The organism is Candidatus Neomarinimicrobiota bacterium, assembly GCA_018651745.1.
GTDB lineage: Bacteria > Fidelibacterota > Marinisomatia > Marinisomatales > TCS55 > JAAZYX01.
Map to the genome: position 1 here is coordinate 44649 of JABIDL010000020.1, position 23572 is coordinate 68220.

At 38.9% G+C, this 23572-nt stretch carries 28 protein-coding genes, 4 tRNA genes and 1 pseudogene; 3 read left to right on the forward strand and 30 right to left on the reverse strand.

Annotated features, from left to right (window positions below; translation table 11 throughout):
- Positions 1-20: 20 nt before the first annotated feature.
- From HOD97_03300 to HOD97_03350, 11 genes are all read right to left on the reverse strand, one after another.
- Positions 21-1061 (reverse strand): HlyC/CorC family transporter, encoded by a 1041-nt coding sequence (locus HOD97_03300; GenBank protein MBT4280631.1) that lies wholly within the window; start codon positions 1059-1061, stop codon positions 21-23.
- A 13-nt stretch (positions 1062-1074) separates the two neighbouring features.
- Positions 1075-1761 (reverse strand): TIGR02206 family membrane protein, encoded by a 687-nt coding sequence (locus HOD97_03305; protein ID MBT4280632.1) that lies wholly within the window; start codon positions 1759-1761, stop codon positions 1075-1077.
- A gap of 230 nt (positions 1762-1991) precedes the next feature.
- Positions 1992-2804 (reverse strand): class I SAM-dependent methyltransferase, encoded by an 813-nt coding sequence (locus tag HOD97_03310; GenBank protein MBT4280633.1) that lies wholly within the window; start codon positions 2802-2804, stop codon positions 1992-1994.
- 144 nt (positions 2805-2948) lie between these two features.
- Entirely contained in the window at positions 2949-4961 is a 2013-nt protein-coding gene (locus tag HOD97_03315; protein MBT4280634.1) for a hypothetical protein, read from the reverse strand.
- Positions 4962-5112: 151 nt separating this feature from the next.
- Complete coding sequence (locus HOD97_03320) at positions 5113-5382, reverse strand: hypothetical protein (protein ID MBT4280635.1); 270 nt, start codon at positions 5380-5382, stop codon at positions 5113-5115.
- A gap of 27 nt (positions 5383-5409) precedes the next feature.
- Positions 5410-6249 (reverse strand): glycosyltransferase, encoded by an 840-nt coding sequence (locus HOD97_03325; protein MBT4280636.1) that lies wholly within the window; start codon positions 6247-6249, stop codon positions 5410-5412.
- A gap of 54 nt (positions 6250-6303) precedes the next feature.
- Entirely contained in the window at positions 6304-6798 is a 495-nt protein-coding gene (locus HOD97_03330; protein MBT4280637.1) for a toxin-antitoxin system YwqK family antitoxin, read from the reverse strand.
- Positions 6799-6880: 82 nt separating this feature from the next.
- Positions 6881-7672, reverse strand: coding sequence for a hypothetical protein (locus HOD97_03335; GenBank protein ID MBT4280638.1), 792 nt, complete (start codon positions 7670-7672; stop codon positions 6881-6883).
- Between the two features lie 55 nt (positions 7673-7727).
- A complete protein-coding gene (locus tag HOD97_03340) occupies positions 7728-8237 on the reverse strand; it encodes a hypothetical protein (GenBank protein MBT4280639.1) in 510 nt (169 codons plus the stop codon).
- Between the two features lie 66 nt (positions 8238-8303).
- Positions 8304-8390 (reverse strand) — tRNA-Leu (locus tag HOD97_03345).
- Positions 8391-8431: 41 nt separating this feature from the next.
- Positions 8432-8505 (reverse strand) — tRNA-Cys (locus tag HOD97_03350).
- Positions 8506-8764: 259 nt separating this feature from the next.
- Between HOD97_03350 and HOD97_03355 the strand changes: the two genes are divergently transcribed.
- Positions 8765-8989, forward strand: coding sequence for a hypothetical protein (locus HOD97_03355; protein MBT4280640.1), 225 nt, complete (start codon positions 8765-8767; stop codon positions 8987-8989).
- Here HOD97_03355 and HOD97_03360 read toward each other — a convergent pair.
- From HOD97_03360 to HOD97_03375, 4 genes are read right to left on the reverse strand one after another with little or no spacing between them, the layout of a single operon-like run.
- Entirely contained in the window at positions 8968-9330 is a 363-nt protein-coding gene (locus HOD97_03360; GenBank protein MBT4280641.1) for a hypothetical protein, read from the reverse strand. The two genes, HOD97_03355 and HOD97_03360, sit on opposite strands and share 22 nt — an antisense overlap.
- The gene (locus tag HOD97_03365) at positions 9327-11408 is read right to left on the reverse strand and encodes a Zn-dependent oligopeptidase (GenBank protein MBT4280642.1); all 2082 of its coding nucleotides are present in this window, start codon (positions 11406-11408) and stop codon (positions 9327-9329) included. The genes HOD97_03360 and HOD97_03365 overlap by 4 nt, the downstream gene beginning before the upstream one ends.
- A 21-nt stretch (positions 11409-11429) precedes the next feature.
- Positions 11430-11765, reverse strand: coding sequence for a hypothetical protein (locus tag HOD97_03370; protein ID MBT4280643.1), 336 nt, complete (start codon positions 11763-11765; stop codon positions 11430-11432).
- A complete protein-coding gene (locus HOD97_03375) occupies positions 11759-12394 on the reverse strand; it encodes a hypothetical protein (GenBank protein MBT4280644.1) in 636 nt (211 codons plus the stop codon). The genes HOD97_03370 and HOD97_03375 overlap by 7 nt, the downstream gene beginning before the upstream one ends.
- An 81-nt stretch (positions 12395-12475) precedes the next feature.
- Between HOD97_03375 and HOD97_03380 the strand changes: the two genes are divergently transcribed.
- Complete coding sequence (locus tag HOD97_03380) at positions 12476-13276, forward strand: hypothetical protein (protein MBT4280645.1); 801 nt, start codon at positions 12476-12478, stop codon at positions 13274-13276.
- 32 nt (positions 13277-13308) lie between these two features.
- Here HOD97_03380 and HOD97_03385 read toward each other — a convergent pair whose 3' ends face one another.
- From HOD97_03385 to HOD97_03455, 15 genes and pseudogenes are all read right to left on the reverse strand, one after another.
- Positions 13309-14112, reverse strand: coding sequence for an SDR family NAD(P)-dependent oxidoreductase (locus HOD97_03385; protein MBT4280646.1), 804 nt, complete (start codon positions 14110-14112; stop codon positions 13309-13311).
- On the reverse strand, positions 14109-15470 hold the full coding sequence (locus tag HOD97_03390; GenBank protein MBT4280647.1) for a M20/M25/M40 family metallo-hydrolase: 1362 nt from the start codon (positions 15468-15470) through the stop codon (positions 14109-14111). The genes HOD97_03385 and HOD97_03390 overlap by 4 nt, the downstream gene beginning before the upstream one ends.
- Before the next feature lie 74 nt (positions 15471-15544).
- On the reverse strand, positions 15545-15865 hold the full coding sequence (locus HOD97_03395) for a GIY-YIG nuclease family protein (GenBank protein MBT4280648.1): 321 nt from the start codon (positions 15863-15865) through the stop codon (positions 15545-15547).
- 8 nt (positions 15866-15873) lie between these two features.
- Positions 15874-16500 (reverse strand): flavin-nucleotide-binding protein, encoded by a 627-nt coding sequence (locus HOD97_03400; protein MBT4280649.1) that lies wholly within the window; start codon positions 16498-16500, stop codon positions 15874-15876.
- 108 nt (positions 16501-16608) lie between these two features.
- A complete protein-coding gene (locus HOD97_03405; protein ID MBT4280650.1) occupies positions 16609-16869 on the reverse strand; it encodes a GIY-YIG nuclease family protein in 261 nt (86 codons plus the stop codon).
- Between the two features lie 77 nt (positions 16870-16946).
- Positions 16947-17019 (reverse strand) — tRNA-Gly (locus HOD97_03410).
- Between the two features lie 48 nt (positions 17020-17067).
- Positions 17068-17514: a DoxX family membrane protein gene (locus tag HOD97_03415; GenBank protein MBT4280651.1), complete on the reverse strand. Its 447-nt coding sequence runs from the start codon at positions 17512-17514 to the stop codon at positions 17068-17070.
- On the reverse strand, positions 17514-18008 hold the full coding sequence (locus HOD97_03420) for a rhodanese-like domain-containing protein (protein MBT4280652.1): 495 nt from the start codon (positions 18006-18008) through the stop codon (positions 17514-17516). The genes HOD97_03415 and HOD97_03420 overlap by 1 nt, the downstream gene beginning before the upstream one ends.
- An 8-nt stretch (positions 18009-18016) precedes the next feature.
- Complete coding sequence (locus tag HOD97_03425; protein MBT4280653.1) at positions 18017-18895, reverse strand: hypothetical protein; 879 nt, start codon at positions 18893-18895, stop codon at positions 18017-18019.
- A 292-nt stretch (positions 18896-19187) separates the two neighbouring features.
- Positions 19188-19502 carry a translation initiation factor gene (locus HOD97_03430; protein MBT4280654.1) on the reverse strand — a complete coding sequence of 105 codons (315 nt, stop codon included), beginning with the start codon at positions 19500-19502 and terminating at the stop codon, positions 19188-19190.
- A gap of 460 nt (positions 19503-19962) precedes the next feature.
- Positions 19963-20073 (reverse strand): annotated as a pseudogene (locus HOD97_03435) (collagen-like protein).
- A 50-nt stretch (positions 20074-20123) separates the two neighbouring features.
- Positions 20124-20660: a hypothetical protein gene (locus tag HOD97_03440; protein ID MBT4280655.1), complete on the reverse strand. Its 537-nt coding sequence runs from the start codon at positions 20658-20660 to the stop codon at positions 20124-20126.
- A gap of 39 nt (positions 20661-20699) precedes the next feature.
- A tRNA-Ala gene (locus tag HOD97_03445) sits at positions 20700-20772 on the reverse strand.
- A gap of 146 nt (positions 20773-20918) precedes the next feature.
- Complete coding sequence (locus tag HOD97_03450) at positions 20919-21581, reverse strand: uracil-DNA glycosylase (GenBank protein ID MBT4280656.1); 663 nt, start codon at positions 21579-21581, stop codon at positions 20919-20921.
- Positions 21582-21627: 46 nt separating this feature from the next.
- A complete protein-coding gene (locus HOD97_03455) occupies positions 21628-22650 on the reverse strand; it encodes a zinc-binding dehydrogenase (protein MBT4280657.1) in 1023 nt (340 codons plus the stop codon).
- A gap of 158 nt (positions 22651-22808) precedes the next feature.
- Between HOD97_03455 and HOD97_03460 the strand changes: the two genes are divergently transcribed.
- Positions 22809-23572, forward strand: a 764-nt coding sequence (locus HOD97_03460) for a hypothetical protein (GenBank protein ID MBT4280658.1), incomplete at its 3' end; no start/stop codon positions are given.

Here is a 23572-nt window from a genome sequence, read left to right on the forward strand (position 1 = left end):
GGATGGAATGATGAGTTATTTTATTGTTTTTCTGAATACTCGCGTCTTTTTCGCATTTTTTCAACTGCGAGTTTCCGCATGTCTTCTACCGAGTCGAATTCGTCAACAATCTCTACGCCAAGAAGCGTTTCGATTGCATCTTCTAGCGTGATCAAACCAACTGTACGATCATTTTCATCCGTAGCAATAAATAGATGTTCACGTTTCTTTACTAACAAATCGAGTATTTCCGAAACAGATTTTTTTTGATTAACACTTATCACAGGTCCTGCCAATGTTTCCATCGTTACATTAAATTTATCTTCAGCTTTACTTTTTATGATTTGATATCGCCGCACCATTCCAATGATGTCATCCAAATCGCTACCATAAACAGGAATCCGAGAGAAAGATATATTTTTATTGGTATCAAGAACTTCTTTAACGGTTTGGTTTTTTTGAAGAGTGAACAAAACAGACCTAGGCGTCATTACTTCTTCTGCGGTAATATTATCCAGTCGAAGAAGATTTTCGATAATCGTTCCTTCCCGATCTTCAATGGCGCCTTCATCTTCACCCATTTCTGCCAAAACGCCGATTTCTTCCCGCGTTACCTTTATAACAGCTTCATCTGCTCCGAGCCAATTAGACACTAATTCCAAAAGCAAGACAAAGGGATAGTTAATCCAAATCATCAATTGGATCATGTAAGCTGTTGAGCCTGAAATTCGTTTCCAATGAATTACACCAAGTGTTTTAGGTATAATTTCTGAAAAAATTAGAATAGACAATGTCAAAATTCCAGATGCGATTGCCACCCATTCTGATCCAAGGAGTATATATGCCTGCGCACCCACACCTGCAGCGCCAACCGTATTAGCAACTGTGTTTAATGTTAAAATAGCTGCCAAGGGTCGATTGATTGACTCTTTCATTTTTTTTAATATTTTAGCACTTTTATGGTTTTCTTTTTCCATCATCATAATATGGGTATGAGTTACAGAAAGAAGAACTGATTCCAGAAGTGAACATAGAAATGACACAGACAAGGCGAGTAGGAAATAAACAATTAACAAAGTCATATAGATAATGTAATTAAGTAGAAATCAATCTACTAATATTTTCCTTTCGGTATTTAAGTCCATATGGAAGATACACAACGGCAAAATGCAGAAGTCCCGCAATTTCAAGTCCGATTAGATGTTCCGGAAAATCACCGATAATAAACGGATTTTCAACAATCGGCGGTGCACAGATGTACATATAATTTGCATCTATTAACCAATTAAATATGCCAATAATCGGTAATAATATTTGGGAACCGAGGAATATTTTCCACCATGAACCGGGTCTCGGCTTGAATCCTAGAAGGATCGTACACATCAATGCACTTAGTATAATTCCTCCATGGGAAATATAATATTCTACAAATAAAAGCCCCTGCCAGCCTTGTGTAAATTCCGGCGTAACCAGCGAATGAAATGCGCCAGGAATTCCCCAGAAATATACCAATTCAAATAACAGTTGTTTCCTGACTAAAAGTACAATGCCGGAAAGAATTGCCGACAATCCACAAAGATGCAGCGGTAAACTGTTGTATATATCCCAGCCAACAGTATAATGAACATATGGATGCACCAAAATAGCTCGCGCAATCAAGAATGCAGCCACCGTCTTTATGAGCATTTCCCTTTTTATGGAATCAAGCTTTTTTCCAATAAATATAATCCCAGCAATTAAGCCGGCAGACCAGATGATCGTCTGCCACCAAATTGGCGTCAACGGAATAAGTATTTCGTGCGGACTGGTCAATGTTTATTATAGGGTTTTGTGGTGGTTTAATTTTTTGAAAAACCTCATTAGAGACTCCTATTCTCATTTATTATTCTAATCCCGCACACGGAGTGTCGGGAGAAGAATCTCAAACGTCTGGTTCGTATTCATAGATTATTTGAAATCACCCTCCGCCATCCGCCGAATCAGAATGACAGTGAAAAACTTGAGAAATTTTGTCAATTCTTTTGGAAGACTTTACTTAAATACACAAGGCGTCCATTTGTAAATCCATTGTAAATGCGCGACCCTTTTACAGCAGCAAAATCATTGAAAGCACTTCGGATAAATCCCGGGACAAATTGGCTAATGGCTTTTTCTTTTCGATTCGTGATACCATCCAGCGCTTTGAGGACATTTTCGGTAATGACTTCCTCTTTGACTATGGTCAAACCTGAATGTTTAAATACAGTTTCCAATGCATCCACATCATCCGCCCCACGCAAATCCACCCAGGAAAAAATACCTCCCGGTTTTAGCACGCGCTTCACTTCGCCTACGAACGATTCCATGGAACCGTAGCAATGGGACGATTCCACGTTGATGACTGCATCAAAAGTTTCTGCCTCGAAAGGCAAGGACTCCGCATCCCCTTGCACATAGTCTAAATTATCTTCATTAAAAAACTGGTTGGCGAGTCCTACGGCGTTTTCCGAATAATCCAGCCCTGTCATGTGAGCCGGATTCAAATAGGATGCCACATACCACGATCCGCCGCCACGGCCCGAACCGACCTCCAATATCCGCTTTCCGTTTGGATCTGCAGATTGTGCCGCATGGTGATAAAGCTGAATGAAATAGCGGTCTTCTTCGTCTTCCTCAGATTGTAGTTCAATCGGCATAGAACCGTTCAATGGCGCATATCCGTAATTCATAAAGCGCCAGTTTTTCCCCTCGTGTTTTTTTGCAAGTTTCTGATACCACCATTTCCAAATCGCTCGGCGAATTGTCGGCGAAAGTTGAATGATTTTATTAAAGAGTTTTGATAGCATTTATTTTTATCGGATAATGTGGTGTATTTCGTCAAATAAGTTTGTTGATTTTTGTCATACCGGACTTGTTCCGGTATCCAGCAAGGATAATCAAATGTTTTCTGGATACCAGGTATCCTTCGGATCCCGGTATGATACTGTTGTTCAATCCAACCCCTGCATTTTTCGCATTTCCGCAATCAAGTCTTTAAATGGTTTATAGTCTTGTATCTTGGCCATTTCAGCATCGTGTAGCAAAAATCCGATCCAAGCATTCATGGGCATCACATTATACACTTTTCGCAATTCCTTTAACGCAAGATCAAATTCGCCTACTAAAACATAAATTTTGGCCAATTGGTAATTATAATCCCCTCCTTGTAGCTTATCAGTCTCTATGGATTTTCGGGCAATAGCTTTTTCACCATTTTTAATGGCTTCTTCAAACCTTCCCAAATAAGCAAGAATCTTCCCTTTAGAAAATAAAAAACGTTCATCATTAGGTAATTCTGCCAATTTTTGATTTACATCAAGCAATGCTTTTTCAAAATATTGGTTTGCTTTCTCTTTATCGCCTTTTGTTTTATATACAATTCCCAGCAAGTAATCATTGTTTCTATAGATAGTCTGGTTTATTGCATCTTCTTCTTTCATACGATTAATGTTTTTTATGGCATTATCATAATCTCCTGAAATCAAATAATAAAAACTAATTTCACCATAAAACCAACTTTCATGGTCTATCTTTTTCGCTTCTTCCACCACTTTTTTAAATTCATCAATATCACCGTTCCGTCCAAATTTTTCAGTATTATTGAGTCCCAAACCCATACCTATCTCCATACCCATATCTTTGGCTATAGAATAGTAATTATCAAATTTTTCCGTTAATCCAAGCAAAGTACTCATTCCTATTAATTGATTTGGATATTGATAATTCTTTGGATCCATCTCCATACATTTTTCCATCAAATCATAAGATTCCTGAAATTTCCCCTGCCGTCTGTAAACAAGGGCCTGACGCCATAAAGTTTCAACATTATTTGGTTCAAGACGATCAGCAAGGGCAAATTCCTTTAATGCTGTTTCGTAATCCGCTTGTATATAATAGTAAAATCCGACGCTCTGGTGCACTTCTGCTAATAGCGGATCAAGATCCATGGCTTTATCCAATGCAGCCTTGGAGTTTGCTAACCGGGCTTCTGACCGATCCATACCTAAGAAATATATCCATGAATGAATTTCCCCAAGCCTGGACTGAATGTAAGCAGATTTCGGGTCCAACATTGCCGCCTTCTCATACAGTTCCATTTTTTTAGTATTTTCTTCTTTAATAAACCACTTTAAAGGTTTTGTTTTCTGAAGCAATTCATAGGCGTCCGGATTGGTGGTCATTGTCTTATTCAGCCGTTCCACATCCTTGTCTGTCATTTCCGTTTCCAGTGCAGCGGCGATGCTTTTTGCCACTTCTGTCTGAACCGTAAAAATATTGGCCATATTCCTATCAAAAATGTCCGCCCATAGATGTTCGTCTGTAATTGCATCAATCAACTGCCCTGTAATGCGCACTTGATCTCCAGCTCGCCGTACGCTTCCTTCTAATATATTGGTAACACCCAACTCCCTGGCAATATCCTTAATATTCATTTTGGTATCTTTATACTGCATCACCGATGTTCGGGAAATCACTTTTAATCCTTCAATTTTAGAAAGGTACGTAATGATATCTTCCGTAATACCATCGCTAAAATAGTCATCATTCTCCCCCTCACTCATATTATCAAACGGCAGTACTGCGATGGAAGCTCGTGTATCAACCGGGGAAGTTTCGCTTTTGCCAAATCCAACTGCCACATAATATCCGAGTCCAATACCCAGTATAATTCCCACAATAGCAAACCACGAACGCTTTTTCCCGAAAGTAGCGCGTGTATCAGATGTTTCCATTGGCTGACTTCGGACAATGCCTTTGTTTGTTACATCAAACAACCACGAGAAAACGATAATGACCGGAAAACCAATGAAAATTAAAATAATAATCATCCGTCCTGCCCAGTCTGGAATACCAAATATAGGAAAGACAATCTCCACTATTTGCATAATAATAAATGCGACTACAGCATAGGCTGCAGCAGTGCGATAAACTTTGCGCTGTTTTAGTTCTTCGAAGAAAGACATTTCTAAATCATCTCTATTGTCATACCGGACTTGTTCCGGTATCCAGCAAGGATAATCAAATGTTTTCTGGATACCGGGTATCCTTCGGATCCCGGTATGACAGTTTTTGTTGGCAGTGTAATCGACATTTCATTCCTCGCAATGACGATAATTATTCTTCCTCTTCAGCGGGTTCTGGCACATCATCCACAGCATCTGAGCCTAACCTTACTGAATGAATCGGTACCGTCCAAATCTTCCCGGATGCATCTTTCAAATGATACCGAGTTGGAAAATGAATGATGGCATCAACAGTCAATTTGGAACCAATGGAAATCTCTTTCCCAAATTCACGGTGATCCCTGAGAAGCGTCACTTCTGTGCCGGCTTCTATTCCGCCGTGTTCATCAGACGGAAGATGAAATTCTTTTGATTCTCCCATATTAGAAATTAACAGAAGTCTTCCATCTTAATCCACATTCTTTATTCTAAACTTTCGTATAAAATTCTGACATTCTTCTATAACCATTTCGTTTTCACGTTTATTGGCGCCTTGTAATACAATTTTAGCCTTTTCTATGAGCATTTTAATCGCAGCGTTTTTATAAGAGTCTGATAAAGTTTCATCAGAAATTAGCTTATCTAACGCCTGAATTCTAAATCTATCCATTCCCCAATGTTTGCGAGAAAGTTGATCCTCATGACCACCATATTTTACAATGAGTTTTTCTACCAAATAATGAACAGGATATTTTGAGCAAATCCTAAGCCACAAATCGTAATCTTCGCAAACTTCCAATAATTCATCAAACATTCCTATTTCAGAAAACAATGCTCTTTTGATCAATACTGAAGATGGTGAAATCAAGCACAACGGCAGACATTTTTCAAAGATCCACCCACCGGATTTTTCATGCTTTTTCATAGGATTGACTCGAACGCCATTGCGGATCCATATTTCATCCGTATGAATCAGGACAGCTTTCGGATTTTTTTGAAAATGATCCAATTGTTTCTCAATTTTTGTCGGAAGCCATTCATCGTCCGAATCCAAAAATGCAATCCATTGATGTGTTGATTTTACTATTCCTGTATTTCTAGCAGAACTTACGCCGGCATTTTTTTTACTAACCAATTTAACATCAGGAAAATCTCGTTTAACTAGGCCAGCTGTTCCGTCAGTAGAACCGTCATCCACTACAATGATTTCATCGGGTTTTACAGTTTGATTTAATACAGAATGAAGCGCACGTGGAAGGACATTTTTTCTATTCCAGGTAGGAATAATGACAGAAACAGATGTGGTCATAAATTAAAAAAGGGAAGCATGGCTTCCCTTTTACATTGTTTTATTAAATAAATATTAGCGTACAAAATTACCGTTACTCCATACTTCTTCACGGTCAAATTTTCCATCAGGATTCCAATAAGTCCAAGTACCGTGCCATGTACCATTTTTGAAATTACCAGACTCACCTTTGGTACCATTATTCCACCACACAGTCCACTCACCAGTTTTCAATCCATTATGAAACGAACCTTCTTTATGCGTCTGCCCATTTTCATACCAAAAAGTCCAGACACCTTCCTGGTAATTATCGGAAAATGATCCTTCCGCTTTTTTATTTCCGTTTTCCCAATAGTATTCCCATAATCCTTCTTGACTTCCGTTATCATATTCACCCGTGACTCTCGGTGAACCATTGTCGAAATTCCACACCCAGCTACTATCGGCAATTCTGTTAGTTAAAAATCCATCATATTCTACGGTCGTTTCGTCAAGCATCCCTGTTGTAGAACGAGTTCCGCAAGAAATCCACAATAAGATTATGGGCAATAATGTATATAATGTTTTCATATTTTCAATCAAAAGTGATGTGGAACTTAGGACATTCAAACTTTATGAAAAACATTCAATTCATTCGGTATGGATTGTATTTCTACAATGAATTTGAAACAATGGTTAAATATCCTTCGTTCACAATGAAATATTTTGGATATAATTTTCTGATTTCTTTATGAACTTCTTTATTGTCTTCTACAAAGTAAACAAATTCATCGGCTAAATATGGAATAATGTTCTTCATTGTATTTAAAATGCTACTATTGGAATGATAGCCGTCATCTATACAAATATCTATTTTATCTCCCTTCAATAAACCGCCAATTAATTCAGTATTATCTAGAAACTGATCAAACTCATAAAGTTCGGGATGGTTGTTTTGGAATGCTCCAATTTTTTTCAAGTTTTTCATATTTTTGTTTATGTGTTCCAGATCTATATCAAATCCAAGAATCCGCCCATTTTTAAATAGCTCACACCAAATTGCCAATCCTGTACCTTTAAGAATACCAATCTCCACAAGAGTTAGAGGTTTCCCCCTCATCACAAAAGGAATGAGATATTTTGAATAATTTGATGCATACCCATGGTGAAGCATCCTATCTCCACCTATCATGCCTCCAATTAGTAGTTGTTTTTCGGATCGTGGATCCTTTGGGCTAACCTTTGTCCTCGGTACGTTAGTGTGAATTCCTCCGTACTTAATTTCAGTATTTATTAGCCAATCTTCAGTTCCTGGATTAATTGAAGAATGTCTAATTATCCCACCTAACTGATATTTACAAATTTTACATTTGTTTCTTATTGAAACTAGAATTTGTTTAATGATAGTAATTATTTTCATTTTCCCAATAATATACCCACAAGCCTTCTTGAGTACCGTTTTCATATTTTCAATCAAAGGTGATGTGAAACTTAGGACATTCAAACTTTATGAAAAACATTCAATACATTCGGTATGGATACACAACAATTCTCCAGCGCAAACTGCTTTCTACATTAAGATGGTACATTCCAGCCTGAACATTGTAAATAACGACTAATTCCTCGTGAGATGATTTCTTTTTTTGCCAAGATTCATCTAATGGGAAATTCGACCGAATCGAGAAAGTTCCATTAACCACTGCCATACCATCTTCTGAAACAATTTCGTATTTGGAAATGGGTGCTACCACTCCTTGAGCTTGGTAAGTTGTAACCTCAAAAGACGCCTCAGTTCCTGGCAAATAAAAACTACGAGTTGATCCGATTCCTTCACCATGGAAAAATTGAACCCCCATTCCGGAATCTTCGGTCTGAAAGAATAATGATATAATTTTTTGGAATATGGATATTTTTTCAGTATTTGAAGTGTCAGAAGTTTGAGCTTTTAGCGAGAAAGAAAAACTAATTAGAATAGTAAATAGTAATCTAGAATTCCATTTTAATATTCGGCTTAGGTAATGATTCATCATTTTAAAAAAGGTCGGGTATCATTTCTTTGAATTCGAAACACCCACTATTTTACGACGTGAAACCAATGGTACCCGGGGCCGGACTCGAACCGGCACGGCCAATTAGCCAACAGATTTTAAGTCTGTAGTGTCTACCAATTCCACCACCCGGGCAATTCATTATAGGGCTTCACAAGAATATAACTACTCATGAGAGGCGTCGGCCGGATTCGAACCGGCGAATGACAGTTTTGCAAACTGCTCCCTTAGACCACTTGGGTACGACGCCATTATTTAAGCAACATATAATCTTCATAAATAGGCGAGGAATATAATTCGTCTTTTGGTGCGGTACAATTAGACAAGCCTAAATAAAAGCTCACTAATTGAATCAATCTTGATTTTAAGATTATTCAAAGTCTGCGCTTGAATCCATAACTGGGCCATTAAAGATAAAAATCCAACAATCACAAGCGCATACAATATTTTGATATGTTTTTCCATATTTCCCTTCTTTTCAACCTTAGAACTTTTCCGTAGCTTGAAGCATGGATATTCTCAAACTTTCAATCTTTGAGCGCCTTCGGGATTTTCGAGTCCCAATGGCTGTCCTCGATGAAATTTTTGCAAATAGCGACGATTTAGCAATTTTGATTAAATCCTGGCGTGAACTCGAATCCGCCGGAATGACCGGTGACCAAATTGCATCGCAAGTAGCAGATACGATATTTAAAGAATTGGATATTGATCCTCATGATTTTGACGAAAAATAATGCTTAAAATATTTAACCGGTTTATCCTGATCTAAGATAATTTGGTAATTCCTTCCTTTAATAGTTTTCAATTGGTTAATAACTCCTACCGCAGATTTATCTAATTCCCAAGCATCTAACGATCCATTCTGAATCTCTTGATGAAGCTCATCAACTTTTTCACCCAATATTTTTAGATCCACCGATTTCCAATCCGTTAAGTGGATATCAGGATTATGGATTAAGTTTATCCAAACAATGGTATTCGCATATTTCAATTTTTGAACGTCTTTTTCCATTTGTGGGTCTGATCCAATGAGATGACCCATTGAAATCGTTACAATAATAAGGAAAGTTTTCACAGTCCAAGACTTCGGGTAAATGCTTCACTATTTGGCTCTCTTCCGAGAAACTCTCTAACTAGATCCAGCGGATTTTCTGTTCCACCCTTTCCAAGAATCACTTCTCTATAACGTTTCCCTGTTTCAGGATCCATTATTCCTTTTTCTTCGAAAATAGAAAACATATCCTGCGCAAATACTTTAGACCACATATATCCATAATAAGCGGCACCATAACCATTGAGATGCCCAAAGGCTGCCTGCATGTGTGTCCCGGCTTGCATCGGATAAAATGTGATTTCGTTTTGAAGCTTATTCACAATTTTCGTTGTTGACATTTCGCCTGTCGGATCGAATCCGTCATGAAGCGTAAAATCTAGCACACCGTAAAATATTTGCTGAAGCGTTCGAGTCCCAGAATTCACGTTTTTTGCAGCTATCATTTTGTTCAACAATTCATCAGGGATCACTTCACCAGTTTCATAATGTTTCGCAAAAAGCGATAAAGATTCTTTCTGCCACACCCAATTCTCTAACATTTGCGATGGTGCTTCTACAAAATCTCGTGGAACCGATGTTCCTGCATAGCTCATAAGATTCGATTCTGTTAGGACGCCATGCACTAAATGTCCGAATTCATGAAAGTAAGTTTCTACATTATCATGCGTTAGTAAAGATGGTTGAAATTCGGTTGGTTTTGGGAAATTGCACACCAAAGCAGTCGCAGGTTTTTGATACCCATTGTCTGTCATTTTTCCCATCGTAACAGAAAATGCGGCTGCATGTCCGTATTTATTTGGTCTCGGAAACATATCGAGATAAAACCTACCTATCAAATCCTTCGATTCTCGATCGTAAACCTCAAACATTTGTACATCTTCGTGCCAAATTGATGGATGCTCAACTTGTTTAAATCGAACATCAAATAATGTTTGATAAATGGTAAAAAGTCCTTCTGTTACATTATTGAACTCGAAATACTTGCGAACTTCTTCAGGGTCCAGATCAAATTTTTCCTTCAAGATTTGATTGTAATAAAAGCTAGCCTCCCACGGCTGAATGACATTCTCGTCTTTTCCGGTACGTTTCGATTTGATCTTCAACATTTCATTCACATCAAGCTGTCCTTTTGGCCGAACTTTCTTTTTTAAGTCATTTTCAAAATTCCAGACATTCTCTGGGTTCTGCGCCATGCGGTTTTCCGTTCTATACTCCGCATACGAAGCATAACCAAGCACCTGAACCAGTTCCCGGCGCTTGCTGATAATATTATCCAAAACAGATAAATTGGAATTTTTCGCACGATTTTTGTATTTGAACTGAAGCTGCTCTCTCGCTTCATCTGACTCTGAAAATTCCATGAACGGCACATACGATGGATACGGCATATCAATAGCATAACGACCATCATCCAGCAAATGCTCTTTTTGATACGATTCCGGAAGACCTTTCATTTCCTTTTCCGTTACATAAAGCGTATCCTGAAAATCAGATATATTTTTACTGAATTCCAACCCGAGATCAGACAATTCGTTGAAAATGATTTTCACCTTATCTCGTTCTTCCTTCGACAAATCAAAACCGCTTCGCTTGTAATCCAAAATCGTATCATCCAGAAATTTCTTTTTATAGCCTGAGAGACCTATGGCTTCTGCTGAAGCAGAATACGCCATGACGGCATTGTACAAATCTTCATTGAGCGAAAGATCCGTAATGTATTTTTGAATGGTGCGGCTGGATTCCAATCCTTCATCTCGAATCAGTTTTTCTGTATGGGTGGATCCCATCAGGTAGCCCGGACTCCATACCGCTTCAATCGCGACATAAATATCATCAATGCTAACCATTGTATTTTTGAAATTACGATTTTCATCTGCAACGGCTAGAATCTCGGCTAGAATCATATCAGTTGATTCCAAAGCATAGGTTGTGGCACGCTTAATATGCCCAGGTTTTAAAGCACTAAAATCGTGCACATCATTAAAATCTACTAACAATGGATTATTGATCGGTTTCCGTATTTTTGGATTCTCTTTATTATACATAAAAAGAACGACAGCGATAGAAATAATGCCAATAAAAATAGTATTCTTATTCATGAGTTTTCCTTTCGGTCAATATTATAAACTTGATGAAACAATAAACACAAATACTGCTGCAATTGAGCAATATGCAATGCAGGATGTAAATCCTTGAAACGATTTCGATGCTTCAAAATCTGCTTCATGCTGTTCCATGTTTGCATTCATTAAATATCTTGAATTGTTAATTGATTTCCGGCATTGAAACCTATCCCAATAAAATACTGGGACTTCCCAAACCTTTAATGATCTTAGCCCATGCTCTTTTACTTTTTCGATCAAGGGCGTTCGGCAAGGGTGGTCTTCAGGATTCTCAACCTGAGCAGAAATTACGGCTAGACCGGAACAGAAAAAAATTAAGATTATTTTCACCATCCAAAAATAATCCGCATAGTAATCATAGGCACATTACTTAGATTTAACACAGGACCCGTAACTGTATCCCCCTGAAAAGTCCACTTGGTTTCGTCATAATAATTTTCCATAAATCCAATTTTCGATTCTAAACTCATCCAAGTAAATAAATGATATCTTAGACCGATAGAACTAGTAAACCCAAACCATGTTGTCGTCATTTGATCAGACCGAGATACAATTGAAGAAGGATTTCCGAAATCACTTAATAGATTATCCCACTCTTGGTCTGTTGCATCTGTAGTCATTGAAATAGTTCCTGAATTGTACATCGGCGATAAAGTAAAATTAAATTCAATTCTTTTCCATGGACGATAAAATGATTCAATTGAAAATTCTCGATATGTCAAAGTCCGAGTAAATGGAAACGTATTGATATTTCCAATTTCGAAAGAATTATGCGATGCATATCCCACACGTACATTGGGATAGAATTGATAAGAAACTCCATATCCGATTAATATATTTTCTGTTACTGAAGTTGGTGTCGGAAAAAGTGAACTGTTTTTAAATCCCGTTAACTCCGGTGAATACAATCCCATTTCTAAATGGGCACTGATTTTGGGTTGAGCGGATAAAATTCCGACCATTATAATCCCGAAAACTAGTTTTTCTTTGCCATGCATTAGGTGTTGAATTTAATGGCTGAATTGTTCATAATTAAGGGCAGAATGAAACACTTTTTTTCAATCATACTCACCATTCTTTTATTTTCCTCTTTCGGGAAGCCAAATGACGTCCAGCACGTTATTGTGATGAATGATGGAAAATCAAAAATTGGACTCATCGATTCAATGGATTACAATACGGTCCACTATTTCGATATCGATGAACAAAAACAAATTTCAACCAACATGCAGGAAATCTATTATATTTACGAAGACTTAAATAAATCTTTTTACTTCAGCCCCTCCTTATTTGATCGGTTAGATTACGCAGAAGAACGGGGCGGTTATGTTATAACAGTCCAAAATGATACCATCTTTTATAATCAAGTCAAATTTAACCGAAATTTGAAAGATCCCCTCGCACTTCTATACTTACGAGATGGCGGATTTTCAACGATCCCACTATTAGACCTTCATGCTATCCGCGTCGATAAAACCGTAATAGAACATTCCGTTCGAAAAGGTGCACGAGCAACGAGCGCTGCATTTCTCATTTCAGTGTATTTTCATCTAAAGGACAGTTTTTCAAATGCAACTAATTATTTGCCAAATTTTGTCCAGACTGAAAATGGTGAACAATTTCAATCGATAACATTCATATTCCCGGTAACTACAATGGGTTGGATGATTTATGATCTTATTATCGATAAACGGACAAATTATATCCGCCCATTAGAACGTGAGAAACAATTTCCACGAAGCATGTTTGTTTTTTCTCTGAAACGGAAAATTAAAGGCGGACTTCGGAATCAGTGGAAGCAAATTTTTCCAAAGAAACATATTCCAAATATACTGGCAAGATAATGACTAACCGCAGGGGTCGCGGTAATAATATTTCAATTTTTCAATCTTTTTTTACTTACTTTCGGAACGCCAAATAATTTCAAAACCCAGTCGCCTAATGTTGGAGAAATCTGATCTAAGGCCAATAATGGTTTCATTGGTCCCTGATTTACAATAATCTGCGCTTTATTTTTTTTGATCGCCTTCAAAACTGCTGATGCTACTTTCTCTGCTTTGGATGACCCCAGCAAAAACGGTGGTTTCACACCGGCATCATGGTACATCCCCGCTTCGGAAACAAATCCCGGACAAATAACCGAAACATTCACTTTAGTTCCTCTCAAATCCTGCCGAAGCCCATCCGTCCACATAATGACTCCTGCTTTACTGGCGGAGTAGATATTGTTCAAGGACACACCTTTTTTTCCGGCGAGCGACGCAATATTTACAATATGCCCGCCTCTCTCTTTCATTCTTCCCAAGGTCAACCGAACCAATTCCATTGGTGCTTTAAGGTTTAAATCAATTATGGAATCAATATCATCTTTAGCATAATGTTCAAATGTGTTATACTTCTCGATCCCTGCATTATTTATGAGAATATCGATCTCGCCTGCTGTTTCGCGAACGGTTTCAATGAGAGCTTCAAACGTGGAAGTGTCCGCCAAATTCCACGGAATCGAATAACACGTTCCTCCTGTATTTTGAATCATTTTTTCGGTCTTTATGAGCCCACCTTCTGATCTTGCCACTCCAACAATTATTGCCCCTTCTTTGGCGAGCACCGAAGAAATTAACGGACCAATTCCGCGAGAGTTTCCCGTTATAAGTGCAATTTTTCCATTAAGATTATTCATTCTTTTTTTACCCTTGGGAGCCTTTCCGGCATATCCGCAACTATAAATGCGAGAACCGCCATCGCCGCTTTGCATTTGTTCACTTCTTGAGGATCAAGTTTATCCATCATATCTGCATTGGTATGATGAAACCAAAAATATTTTGATCCTTCAACATGCAACCCAGCTTGAGGGACACCAAATGGTTTCATCGGACCAATATCAGCACCGCCGCCGCCAACTTTTATTGTCCCGGCACCGATAGGTTCAAGTAGTGTGCCAATCTCACGTATGATTTCCAACGCTTTTGGCGAACCAGTAAATCCAAATCCTTCCGGAGCGAAAACTCCACCATCAGATTCTACCGCTAATATATGATTTGGTAATTCATCTAAATGCGCATCACGGTAAGCTTTCCCACCACCCAAACCGTTTTCCTCATTGGTCCACAGAACACAGCGGATGGTTCGTTTGGGTTTGAGCCCGAGAGATTGAATTACATTTAGAGCATCCCACGCTACCATGCAGCCGCCCGCGTCATCCATCGCGCCCTGACCAACGTCCCAGGAATCTATGTGTCCCCCTATGACCACAATTTCTTCCGGTTTTTCTGATCCCCGGATTTCAGCAATCACATTCCGGGATTTAGCATCAGGAAACATTTTTGCAGACATCTTTAGCTTCACCACAATTTTCTGTCCGCGGTCTTGCATACGCTGAAGCATCATCGCATCTTCCACTGTGATGGCAGCGTGCGGAATTTTTCGAACACCATCTTCATATTTCATTACACCGGTGTGTGGCGTATCCATGGAATAAGGTCCAACTGATCGAATCAAACTTGCTACAGCACCTACTTTGGCTGCCTCAGAAGCACCGCTATATCGATACTGCACCGTTTTTCCGTAACTGGTAAATTCCGCATTAAATAATACAATTTTCCCTTTGGCTTCTGCTTTTCTCTCTTCGAGCTCGTTAAAATCTTTTACAACCAAAACTTCCGCACAAATACCGGTCCTTGGTGTAGATATGCTACCGCCGAGACCTAACATATTTAAGTTTTTCCGATGTGGTACCATGAGTTCAGCAGATTCTTCTCCTCGGACCCAATGGGGAACCAATACCCCTTCAGCATGAACATTATCCAGATTGTCATTCTTCATCTCATTTAAAATCCAGTCAATGGCGTCCTCAAGATTTTTGCTTCCGCTGAAGCGAGGACCGAACGTATCGCACAATTCGGAAAGACGATCGTATGTGGCGCTATCCTTCAAGGAAGCTTTGATAATGGCATTCGTTGTTGCCGAATAATCAGAAACAGTTTGGGCAAAGAGAGTATGGCAAACAAATACAGTGTAAACAATTCGAGTTAATTTCATATTAGATGATCCTTAATTTTAATTACAATATGCAAAATGAATTGCAAATTTATAATCGTTTTTTGTATATAAAATCAGTTGAACCAAACTCCCATTCCACCTGCCCTGAGCGCTTTTCCTAGCATGGTTTCAATTTCTTCTGCATCTTTCCGCGTTGGAATAGGATTATATTTTTCGTATAGATCTTTCCGGAGTTTGAGCCCAAACCGTTTTGCAAACGTATTAGATTTGTATCCTTCTTTGTGTTGTTCAAATCTTATCTCCGGTTTTCGCGTAGATTGCCCAACATAAACGCAATTGTTTCCTTTTATATATTTTGGGTTTTTGTTTCTGAATTTTTTTAAATCTGCAACAAGACGGTCAAGTTCAATGACATAAACGTAATAGCGTTTCATTTTAGTATTTACTTTTTCGTATCGATAACAGGTTGGAAAGTTTTTTTGATTTCTTCTGCAGTTTTAAGATCTACCTTGTTATTTCTTTCTTTTAATTTTTCGATCAGAATTTTTCTTTTATTTACACTCATATTTTGTCCAAATTTGAATTTACAATCAATTTTTCCCGGAGCAATTTTGAAAATAATTACTTCTTCTAAAGCCTGTTTATATAGGGAATCTTTGGTTGTTATTTCCTTATAGTTCCCTTCAGGTTGATATTTTTCCATCAATCCTTGTAACATCATTGCTTTTTGTTCCAAATCATTTACTACATTTCCTTTTCCGATTATATAAACAGATTTGAAAAATACTGTTGCTGGGCAGGCATAATCTTTTGCGATCCAATAAGATGGAATCATGGAGTACATTTCTACCATACTAAAAGTCACTTTAGGATTTGTTTGAAATACATCAAATTTGTCACCTTCGTCTGCTCCGTGAAAATAAATGCAATTATTCTGAAGAATAAAATTTAACGGAATTACACGAGGGTATTCTTTTGGATCAACCATACCAAGATACCCAACAATACAATTGTTCGCTATTGAAATCAGTTCATTAGCATGATTTGGGATAAATTCAGACCGTCTCATTTGTTAGTTATTCTTACTAAAATTTAACGATAGCATTTGAACTTTTTATCCAAAACATAAAACCCTGCAAATTTGCAGGGTTTAAGTGGGTGAGCGAGAGATCCCGACTTAGTCGGGACGACATCCACTTTGCTTAATCAGTTTCTCAGTCATTATTCTGCTTTTCCACCCTTTGAATTCCATTTCACGTTTTACAGCTTCACTTTTTGTAGCAAAAGTTTCATCATATTTCAATTCCCACGGAATTCCCACTTTTGTAAATGGGTTTATACCGGAGTTATGCCGCTTTAATCTTTTCTTTAAATCTTTGCAATGACCGTAATAATATCGATCCCTGCTATCTGAAAATAAAATATAAGCGTAATACATAAATTTTGAGCGAGAGATCCCGACTTAGTCGGGACGACATCCACGTTGGCAACGTGGTGCTCTCCTAATATTATTTGAGCGAGAGACGAGATTCGAACTCGCGACATCCACGTTGGCAACGTGGTGCTCTACCAGCTGAGCTACTCTCGCAATATTGTCAAAATATTCTGACTGAATTTATTCGAAAACTAAAACCTGTCAAACAGGTTTTGGGTAGAATTCCAACAATCTTGAGGGGCGATTCATGACCCATAAACAAAAACCTAATAATATGAAATCTTGAAAAAGTGTTGAAAAACCTAAAGAACGTCCGGTTTCGGTTACCTTAAAACAACCACAGGAAATATCAATCCCGCGCCCGAGTGCTTGACTTATAGAGACTATAAACATAATCAGCATCGCAGTGATGAGTAAATTTGCACCGTCCACCAAAATTCCTGTTATCAGGAGAACTCCGGCAAGTAACTCAACCCACGGTAAAAATATTGCCATGGTATTTTCAAGTCCAAAGGGAACCAATTGATAGTTGGCAATGGCACGTGCAAATAAATCAGGATGTGCAATTTTATCTAAACTGGCATATACAAAAAATCCACCTAAAATCCATCTTGCCAGAACCGGTCCATATGTTTTAAGCCGATCCATTATTGTGAACTTTCAGTCGGATAACCGGCTTCATCCCATGACAGCCAACCTCCCTTAAATACATACAGTTGAGTGAATTCGGAAAGCTGCATATCGTAGGCAAGATCCTCGCTAGATCCACAATCATCATCGCTGCAGTAAATTACAATCGGTTTTTCTTTTCCCTGAATTGAATCAATTCTAAATAAGAGTTCCATGAAATTATCGCTCACAATGGCCCCCTTAATACGTCCTTCTTTCCAATATTCTACACCTCGAGCATCTACGAATAGAATTCCTTCATCATGTAAAATTTTGGCTTGGGACAGAGAAATACCGGTCAAAATTGGTTCTTCAATATTTTCTACCTCGAGCAAAATCTCTTTCGTTACAGTCAACTCTTCAGCAATAAAGGGAATTGAATCTGAACGAATTGCATTTGAAATAAACCCCAAAATGATGGTAGTGATAACAATTAATAATGACTGGTGTATTGGTGAATGTATTGGAATCATTGAAGCCTTTAGCCTGAAGATTGGTTTTTTTTTGTGAGTTCCGAACACGTTTCTAGGATTCCATCAACGATTGTAAGTAATTCTGGGTCACTTTTAATTTTCCTATTTAAATCTACCAAAGCATATTCGGATGTGTTATTTGCATTATCAAGTTCAGCTTGTATCAGCTGTTTCTTAACATTGTATTCTGTAATAATACTTAAGACATTCGGCTGACCGGCATATAATTCTTTAAGTGATTTGTCAGGATCTCGTTTTTGCAGATTTTCCAATCGTCTATTTATGAGACCAAGCTCACCCACTTTTGGAGAAGTATTCACAATGGCTTCATCTCGATTATTAAATGATAAGCTAATTTGAGCTATATATTTTCCTTGTATTCCGGTAGAATAAATCATTGGACCGGAGGGCTGATTAACACTTGGCTGTGTTCTCGATCGTGTTTTACTTAAAAAAATGTAATCCGCTGTGGGAAAGTTTTCTCTTAGTTTAGCTGTAATTTTTCGATCAACATTTGCAAGAATTATCGCAATATCTGCTTTGGATTCGACCTCTTTTAAATATCTCTTTCCTGCAGTAAAAACATCATTTATACCAAGATCATCAATATGGGGCGGAAGATGATCAGTCAATCCGATAACTGCAATTTTGATACCATCACGATCCAAAATAATATATGGCTCAAAGATTAAATTAGCTGTCTCCTTCTCTACAATATTTGCCGAAATAAATGGGATATTACTTGACTGACCAAGGGTTAGCAAAAAATCTTTCCCATTCGCAAAATCAAATCCACCAACATTAATGCAGTCATATCCAATCCTGTCATATCCATCCATTATGGTTCGAGCTTTAAGGATATCGGCGTCGCGAGTGTTTCTTGGCAATACATCGGATTTGAAAAATGCATCTCCGGAATCTAATACAAGCAGGGTTTTTCCTGCTTTCCTGAATTTATTTACCTGTGTTGCGCGTCTGGGCAGACCGCCCAGTGGATTCTTTTTTCAGCCACAGGGATCTAATTGACCGTGCACATTGGCTGTCACAAGCATCACTATATTGGCTTCTGGCGATGTTTCGCAAGACCAAACAGCGAGTAGTACAAATATTAGAATTGTATTATTTATGATTTTCATAATCAAAGAAGTTAAATGATTTTAATCATTGTTTAAAACAGGATTAACCGCCGGATGGTTTTGCGATATGTCCTTTTTTGATCAGAATGCTGACAATTTTATCTCTGTGGTCTCCCTGAATGAGAATTTCCCCATTTTTGACAGATCCGCCAGAGCCACATGATATTTTCAGCTCTTTTCCCAGCGATTTTAAATTAGATTCCGTCCCTTTAAAACCTGAAACAATTGTTACCATTTTGCCACCACCAAGTTTTCTTCTCATGATTCGGAAGTCCTGTTTGGATGCTGTTTTCTGCTCCGGCTTTTCCTCAGCAGAGTCAGGATCGGTCGAGAAAACGATTTGTGAATTTATTGCCATAATTTTTATCTACAACTTGAATTAAGAACATTCCTATTATTCCCCCATCGTTCTATACAAACGTGGAATAATATTCAGGCTTAAACTAATAAGAAATAGATCCTTTTGAGTTCCAGGATTGAAGGTCTTCGGAAACATAACTGTGGCCGTCCTCAGTAATGGCGATGTAGAAATTTTTCTGTCCTTCCCCTCCGGATAAAAATGATAAGGATACAAAATTTTTGTGTTCCCCAACGCGAACTATAAATTCATATTCTTCTCCCAATGTTACCGGATTTTTGTTTTTCAGCCGATATAGATTCCCGTGACTCGTTAGAATTGCAAAACCCATGATTGGAGGTGCAATGCCAAATGAAAATTGAACCGAGGCGACAATGACTTCCTCACCAGAATTAATCATAGATGGCTCTTTCACTTTTTTCAAAGCAGCTTCAAGCTGGCTTAATAATGCAGGGTCCACCTTACCGACATCGCCTTTAAGTCCTTGAATACCTTGTTCCCCAGGTGGTCCTTGAATACCATCTTTTCCGGGAATTCCCGCTTCGCCCTGGGGACCCGGCTTACCTGTGGGTGTGCAAGAAATCCATAGAAAAGTGGACAAAATAAAGATAAAATATTTCATTAACCCGAAAACAAAAATGGAAGTGCTCTACTCCAAGCCATATACATAATAATCAGAAGTTCCGAAATAATTGCAATGGCAAAATACATAATAGCTTTTTTAAGAGCGGAATTTTTGTATTTATTAATTTTCCCTAATGCAAAGACTTGGTTAGAAAACATATTATACATTTTTTCATCATCTTCAGCAACTTCTTTAAGATATGTTGCATATTCCTGCGATGAATTGAATTGGCTAATTCCACCAAAAAATGTGGCATTGACTTCCGGCGAATCATCCAGCGGCCTGTCATTTCTTATCCTGGGTACAATGACAAGCACAAGATTGATGATCGAAATGAGTGCAGCAATAAAATAAATTAATACAAGTGTTACTGTAACCCAGTTTATTTGAATTTTTAAAAAATGAATAATAAAAAATACCATGAATACTCCCAAAATAGACATCAACGTAAATGCTTTCTGGTCCGTACGCATTAGAATCTGCTGCTCACTATTCAGCACATGGAAAAGTGCTTCAAAATTGCTACCGTTCATATCGTTTTAACTTTCTCATTTTTCATTGTTAAAAATTTGTGGAGCCAGACGGGATCGAACCGACGACCTCCTGAATGCCATTCAGGCGCTCTCCCAACTGAGCTATGGCCCCAAATTATCAAAAACCGGACCGTAGCGAAGTTGCTGCCTTCCCCGCAACTGCGGGGAGCTATGGCCCCAATTATGTTTAATAAAGCGCGGTGAATTTAAACAAGGCGAAGAAAAGTAGAATAGAATAATTGTATGGAAAATATTGAATCATAATTCTTTTTTCACTTTTTCCAGTAATGTGATCATCATATCAAAGGTCATTCTGCCGGTATTTACATTCCGCGGGCTCGGATGGTAACATCCCCAAAGAAGAAACCCGTTCGGCATTTCGTATTTTTTATCATGCCCAAAAGGATAATCCTTTACTTTTAGATCGAACTCTTTCCGAACGTATTTAAAACAGCCGTCAAAGGCGATTTTCCCAAGCGCCAGAATAATCTTCGGCTTCAGCAATTCCATCTCCCTTTGAAAATATCCCGAGCAGTTTTTGAGTTCCTCGCTCGTTGGTTTATCTCCGGGAGGAACGCATTTCAGCACCGGTGTCATAAAGGTATTTTTGAGTTTTAGCCCATCATCAACAGCATCCGAATTTGGCTGATTTGCCAGCCCGGCATGGTGAAGGCATTTCATGAGAAAGTCTGCAGATTTGTCACCGGTGAATACGCGAGCGGTTCGGTTGCCGCCGTGTGCCGCCGGCGCGAGACCTACAATTAAAAGATTTCCGTTTGGATCTCCGTAACCCGGAACCGGCTTCCCCCAATAATTCCAATCCCTGAATTGTTTGCGTTTTTCACGGGCAATTTTGGTGCGAAAATCCACAATTCGAGGGCACTCGGCACATTGGATTAGTTCCGAATATAACGGCGCCAGCGGACCGCTTTGTAAGGATGGATGAATATCGGAGGTTGGTGAAAGGCTATTCAAACGGCGTCAGCAATACTTTGCCAAAATTCTTGTGATCATGGATGTACTGGTGAGCCTCGGCCGCTTTGCTGAACGGAAAAACCGAATCCACTTCCGGCTTGATATTTCCATCATAATACCACTTCAACAATGTGTCGGTCGCAAGTTTCATATCCGCTTCACGATCTCGCAGCATTCCCAAATGACAACCAAACACGGCTTTGTTCGTTCCCATCAGTTTTACGGGACTGAACCTCGGCATGGACACAAATTCTTTCAAAAGTGTAAACCATTTTCGTTTGTTGCTGACGGCAGCAGTGGAAAACCCGTAACAGACGAGCCGTCCGAAACTTCCCATCGCCCTAAAACTTCGATTCAAATGCGAGCCGCCGATGGGATCCAGCACCACATCCGCGCCGCGCCCGCCGGTAATTTTTTTTGTGTACGTCACAAAATCGGTGTCATGGTAATCTATAATATGTTCAGCGCCCATTGCTTTCAGTCTCTCATGCTTATGAGCAGATGCTGTTCCGATCACATTGGCGCCCAGAATTTTTGCGATCTGCAGCGCGGCGATTCCGACACCGCCTCCTATGCCGTGCACCAACAGCCATTCATCTTTTTTTAGATTTGCCTGCATGATCATCATCACATACGCCGTTAAATAATTGACGGGAATTGCTGCGGCGTCTTTGAGATGATCTTCTGATTGTAACGGAAAAACCCTGTCCGCCGGAATGTTGATTGCTGACGCATACCCGCCAAACTGCGTCAGCGCAACCACCGGTTGACCAACGAGATTCGAATCTTCCTTCTCTCCAGCTTTTATCACCATTCCGGAAATTTCGTATCCGGGCGTAAATGGTGGTTTCGGTGCGCTGGGATACAATCCCATCCTCATGAGCAAGTCAGCAAAATTGATTCCCGCGTAATGCACCTTGACCTGAACTTCGTTCGGTTTGGGATTTGGCAATTCTGAAGATTGGACGCTAAGTACAGACGGCGCGCCGTTTTGCGTGATAACTACTTTTTCCATTAGGAAAAATTAATGGTAAGCGGGGAATAATTCAGTATGAATACGCTATCCAAATCATTTTAATTATTCAATAAAAAAATATCATTTGAATTACCCAATACTTTGATAAGGAAATCTGCGCTGAATCTTAATCAAATTTTGCAGTAACTTCTCCCGTCATGGGTTCTTTTTCTTATTCGTCATTTTCCACCGGAATACAACCATTGCTCTTTTCTCTGATAATTCTTCTCACCCAATCCGCCTGCCCAGATAACCCCAAAGAAATTGTATGCGGGGAAAACCAAGTAGACGTAAACGGCACTTGCGAATGCGCGGATGGCTACCACTGGAACGAAGACCAAACCCAATGCCTGCTGGACACCACCAGCCACAACTTTGTGTGGGAGATTGATACACTGGGGATTGGTGGAAGTTATTTGAAGGATGTAGCCGTAATTGATGAGAACAATGTGTGGGTGGTGGGTCAGATTGAAACGGACAGCGGGTATTTTGGGGCTGCTATTTGGAATGGAGAGGAATGGACTTTGAAGAAACTCCATGGTCCGGGTATTAACACCCCATCTATTAAACCTAGAGGAATATGGGCCCTTTCAGAAAATGATATTTGGTTTGCTTCTGGGAGTATATATCATTGGGATGGGGTTGAAACATCATTGATGTGGCAAAGAAATATCGGTACAAATGAGACAGTGGAACAGGTTTGGGGCACCTCCTCTTCTGATCTTTATTTTGTTGGTGGAAATGGTAACATTGTCCACTACGACGGCAGTGATTTTAGGCGGATGGAGAGTGGGACGGAAACAGGGATAATAAACATATGGGGATTAGATGGCCAACATATATGGGCAGTTACATACCAAAACAATGCTAATGGCATAATCAATGAGGTCTTATTTTATAATGGAAATGAATGGACTACAAA

Excerpts from the sequence above, each read along its gene's own strand:
- HOD97_03300 (MBT4280631.1), bottom strand. The coding sequence starts at position 1,061 with ATGACTTTGTTAATTGTTTATTTCCTACTCGCCTTGTCTGTGTCATTT.
- HOD97_03310 (MBT4280633.1), bottom strand. The coding sequence starts at position 2,804 with ATGCTATCAAAACTCTTTAATAAAATCATTCAACTTTCGCCGACAATT.
- HOD97_03315 (MBT4280634.1), bottom strand. The coding sequence starts at position 4,961 with ATGTCTTTCTTCGAAGAACTAAAACAGCGCAAAGTTTATCGCACTGCT.
- HOD97_03320 (MBT4280635.1), bottom strand. The coding sequence starts at position 5,382 with ATGGGAGAATCAAAAGAATTTCATCTTCCGTCTGATGAACACGGCGGA.
- HOD97_03325 (MBT4280636.1), bottom strand. The coding sequence starts at position 6,249 with ATGACCACATCTGTTTCTGTCATTATTCCTACCTGGAATAGAAAAAAT.
- HOD97_03330 (MBT4280637.1), bottom strand. The coding sequence starts at position 6,798 with ATGAAAACATTATATACATTATTGCCCATAATCTTATTGTGGATTTCT.
- HOD97_03335 (MBT4280638.1), bottom strand. The coding sequence starts at position 7,672 with ATGAAAACGGTACTCAAGAAGGCTTGTGGGTATATTATTGGGAAAATG.
- HOD97_03340 (MBT4280639.1), bottom strand. The coding sequence starts at position 8,237 with ATGATGAATCATTACCTAAGCCGAATATTAAAATGGAATTCTAGATTA.
- HOD97_03355 (MBT4280640.1), top strand. The coding sequence starts at position 8,765 with ATGGATATTCTCAAACTTTCAATCTTTGAGCGCCTTCGGGATTTTCGA.
- HOD97_03365 (MBT4280642.1), bottom strand. The coding sequence starts at position 11,408 with ATGAATAAGAATACTATTTTTATTGGCATTATTTCTATCGCTGTCGTT.
- HOD97_03370 (MBT4280643.1), bottom strand. The coding sequence starts at position 11,765 with ATGGTGAAAATAATCTTAATTTTTTTCTGTTCCGGTCTAGCCGTAATT.
- HOD97_03375 (MBT4280644.1), bottom strand. The coding sequence starts at position 12,394 with ATGGTCGGAATTTTATCCGCTCAACCCAAAATCAGTGCCCATTTAGAA.
- HOD97_03380 (MBT4280645.1), top strand. The coding sequence starts at position 12,476 with ATGAAACACTTTTTTTCAATCATACTCACCATTCTTTTATTTTCCTCT.
- HOD97_03385 (MBT4280646.1), bottom strand. The coding sequence starts at position 14,112 with ATGAATAATCTTAATGGAAAAATTGCACTTATAACGGGAAACTCTCGC.
- HOD97_03390 (MBT4280647.1), bottom strand. The coding sequence starts at position 15,470 with ATGAAATTAACTCGAATTGTTTACACTGTATTTGTTTGCCATACTCTC.
- HOD97_03395 (MBT4280648.1), bottom strand. The coding sequence starts at position 15,865 with ATGAAACGCTATTACGTTTATGTCATTGAACTTGACCGTCTTGTTGCA.
- HOD97_03400 (MBT4280649.1), bottom strand. The coding sequence starts at position 16,500 with ATGAGACGGTCTGAATTTATCCCAAATCATGCTAATGAACTGATTTCA.
- HOD97_03405 (MBT4280650.1), bottom strand. The coding sequence starts at position 16,869 with ATGTATTACGCTTATATTTTATTTTCAGATAGCAGGGATCGATATTAT.
- HOD97_03415 (MBT4280651.1), bottom strand. The coding sequence starts at position 17,514 with ATGGATCGGCTTAAAACATATGGACCGGTTCTGGCAAGATGGATTTTA.
- HOD97_03420 (MBT4280652.1), bottom strand. The coding sequence starts at position 18,008 with ATGATTCCAATACATTCACCAATACACCAGTCATTATTAATTGTTATC.
- HOD97_03430 (MBT4280654.1), bottom strand. The coding sequence starts at position 19,502 with ATGGCAATAAATTCACAAATCGTTTTCTCGACCGATCCTGACTCTGCT.
- HOD97_03440 (MBT4280655.1), bottom strand. The coding sequence starts at position 20,660 with ATGAACGGTAGCAATTTTGAAGCACTTTTCCATGTGCTGAATAGTGAG.
- HOD97_03455 (MBT4280657.1), bottom strand. The coding sequence starts at position 22,650 with ATGGAAAAAGTAGTTATCACGCAAAACGGCGCGCCGTCTGTACTTAGC.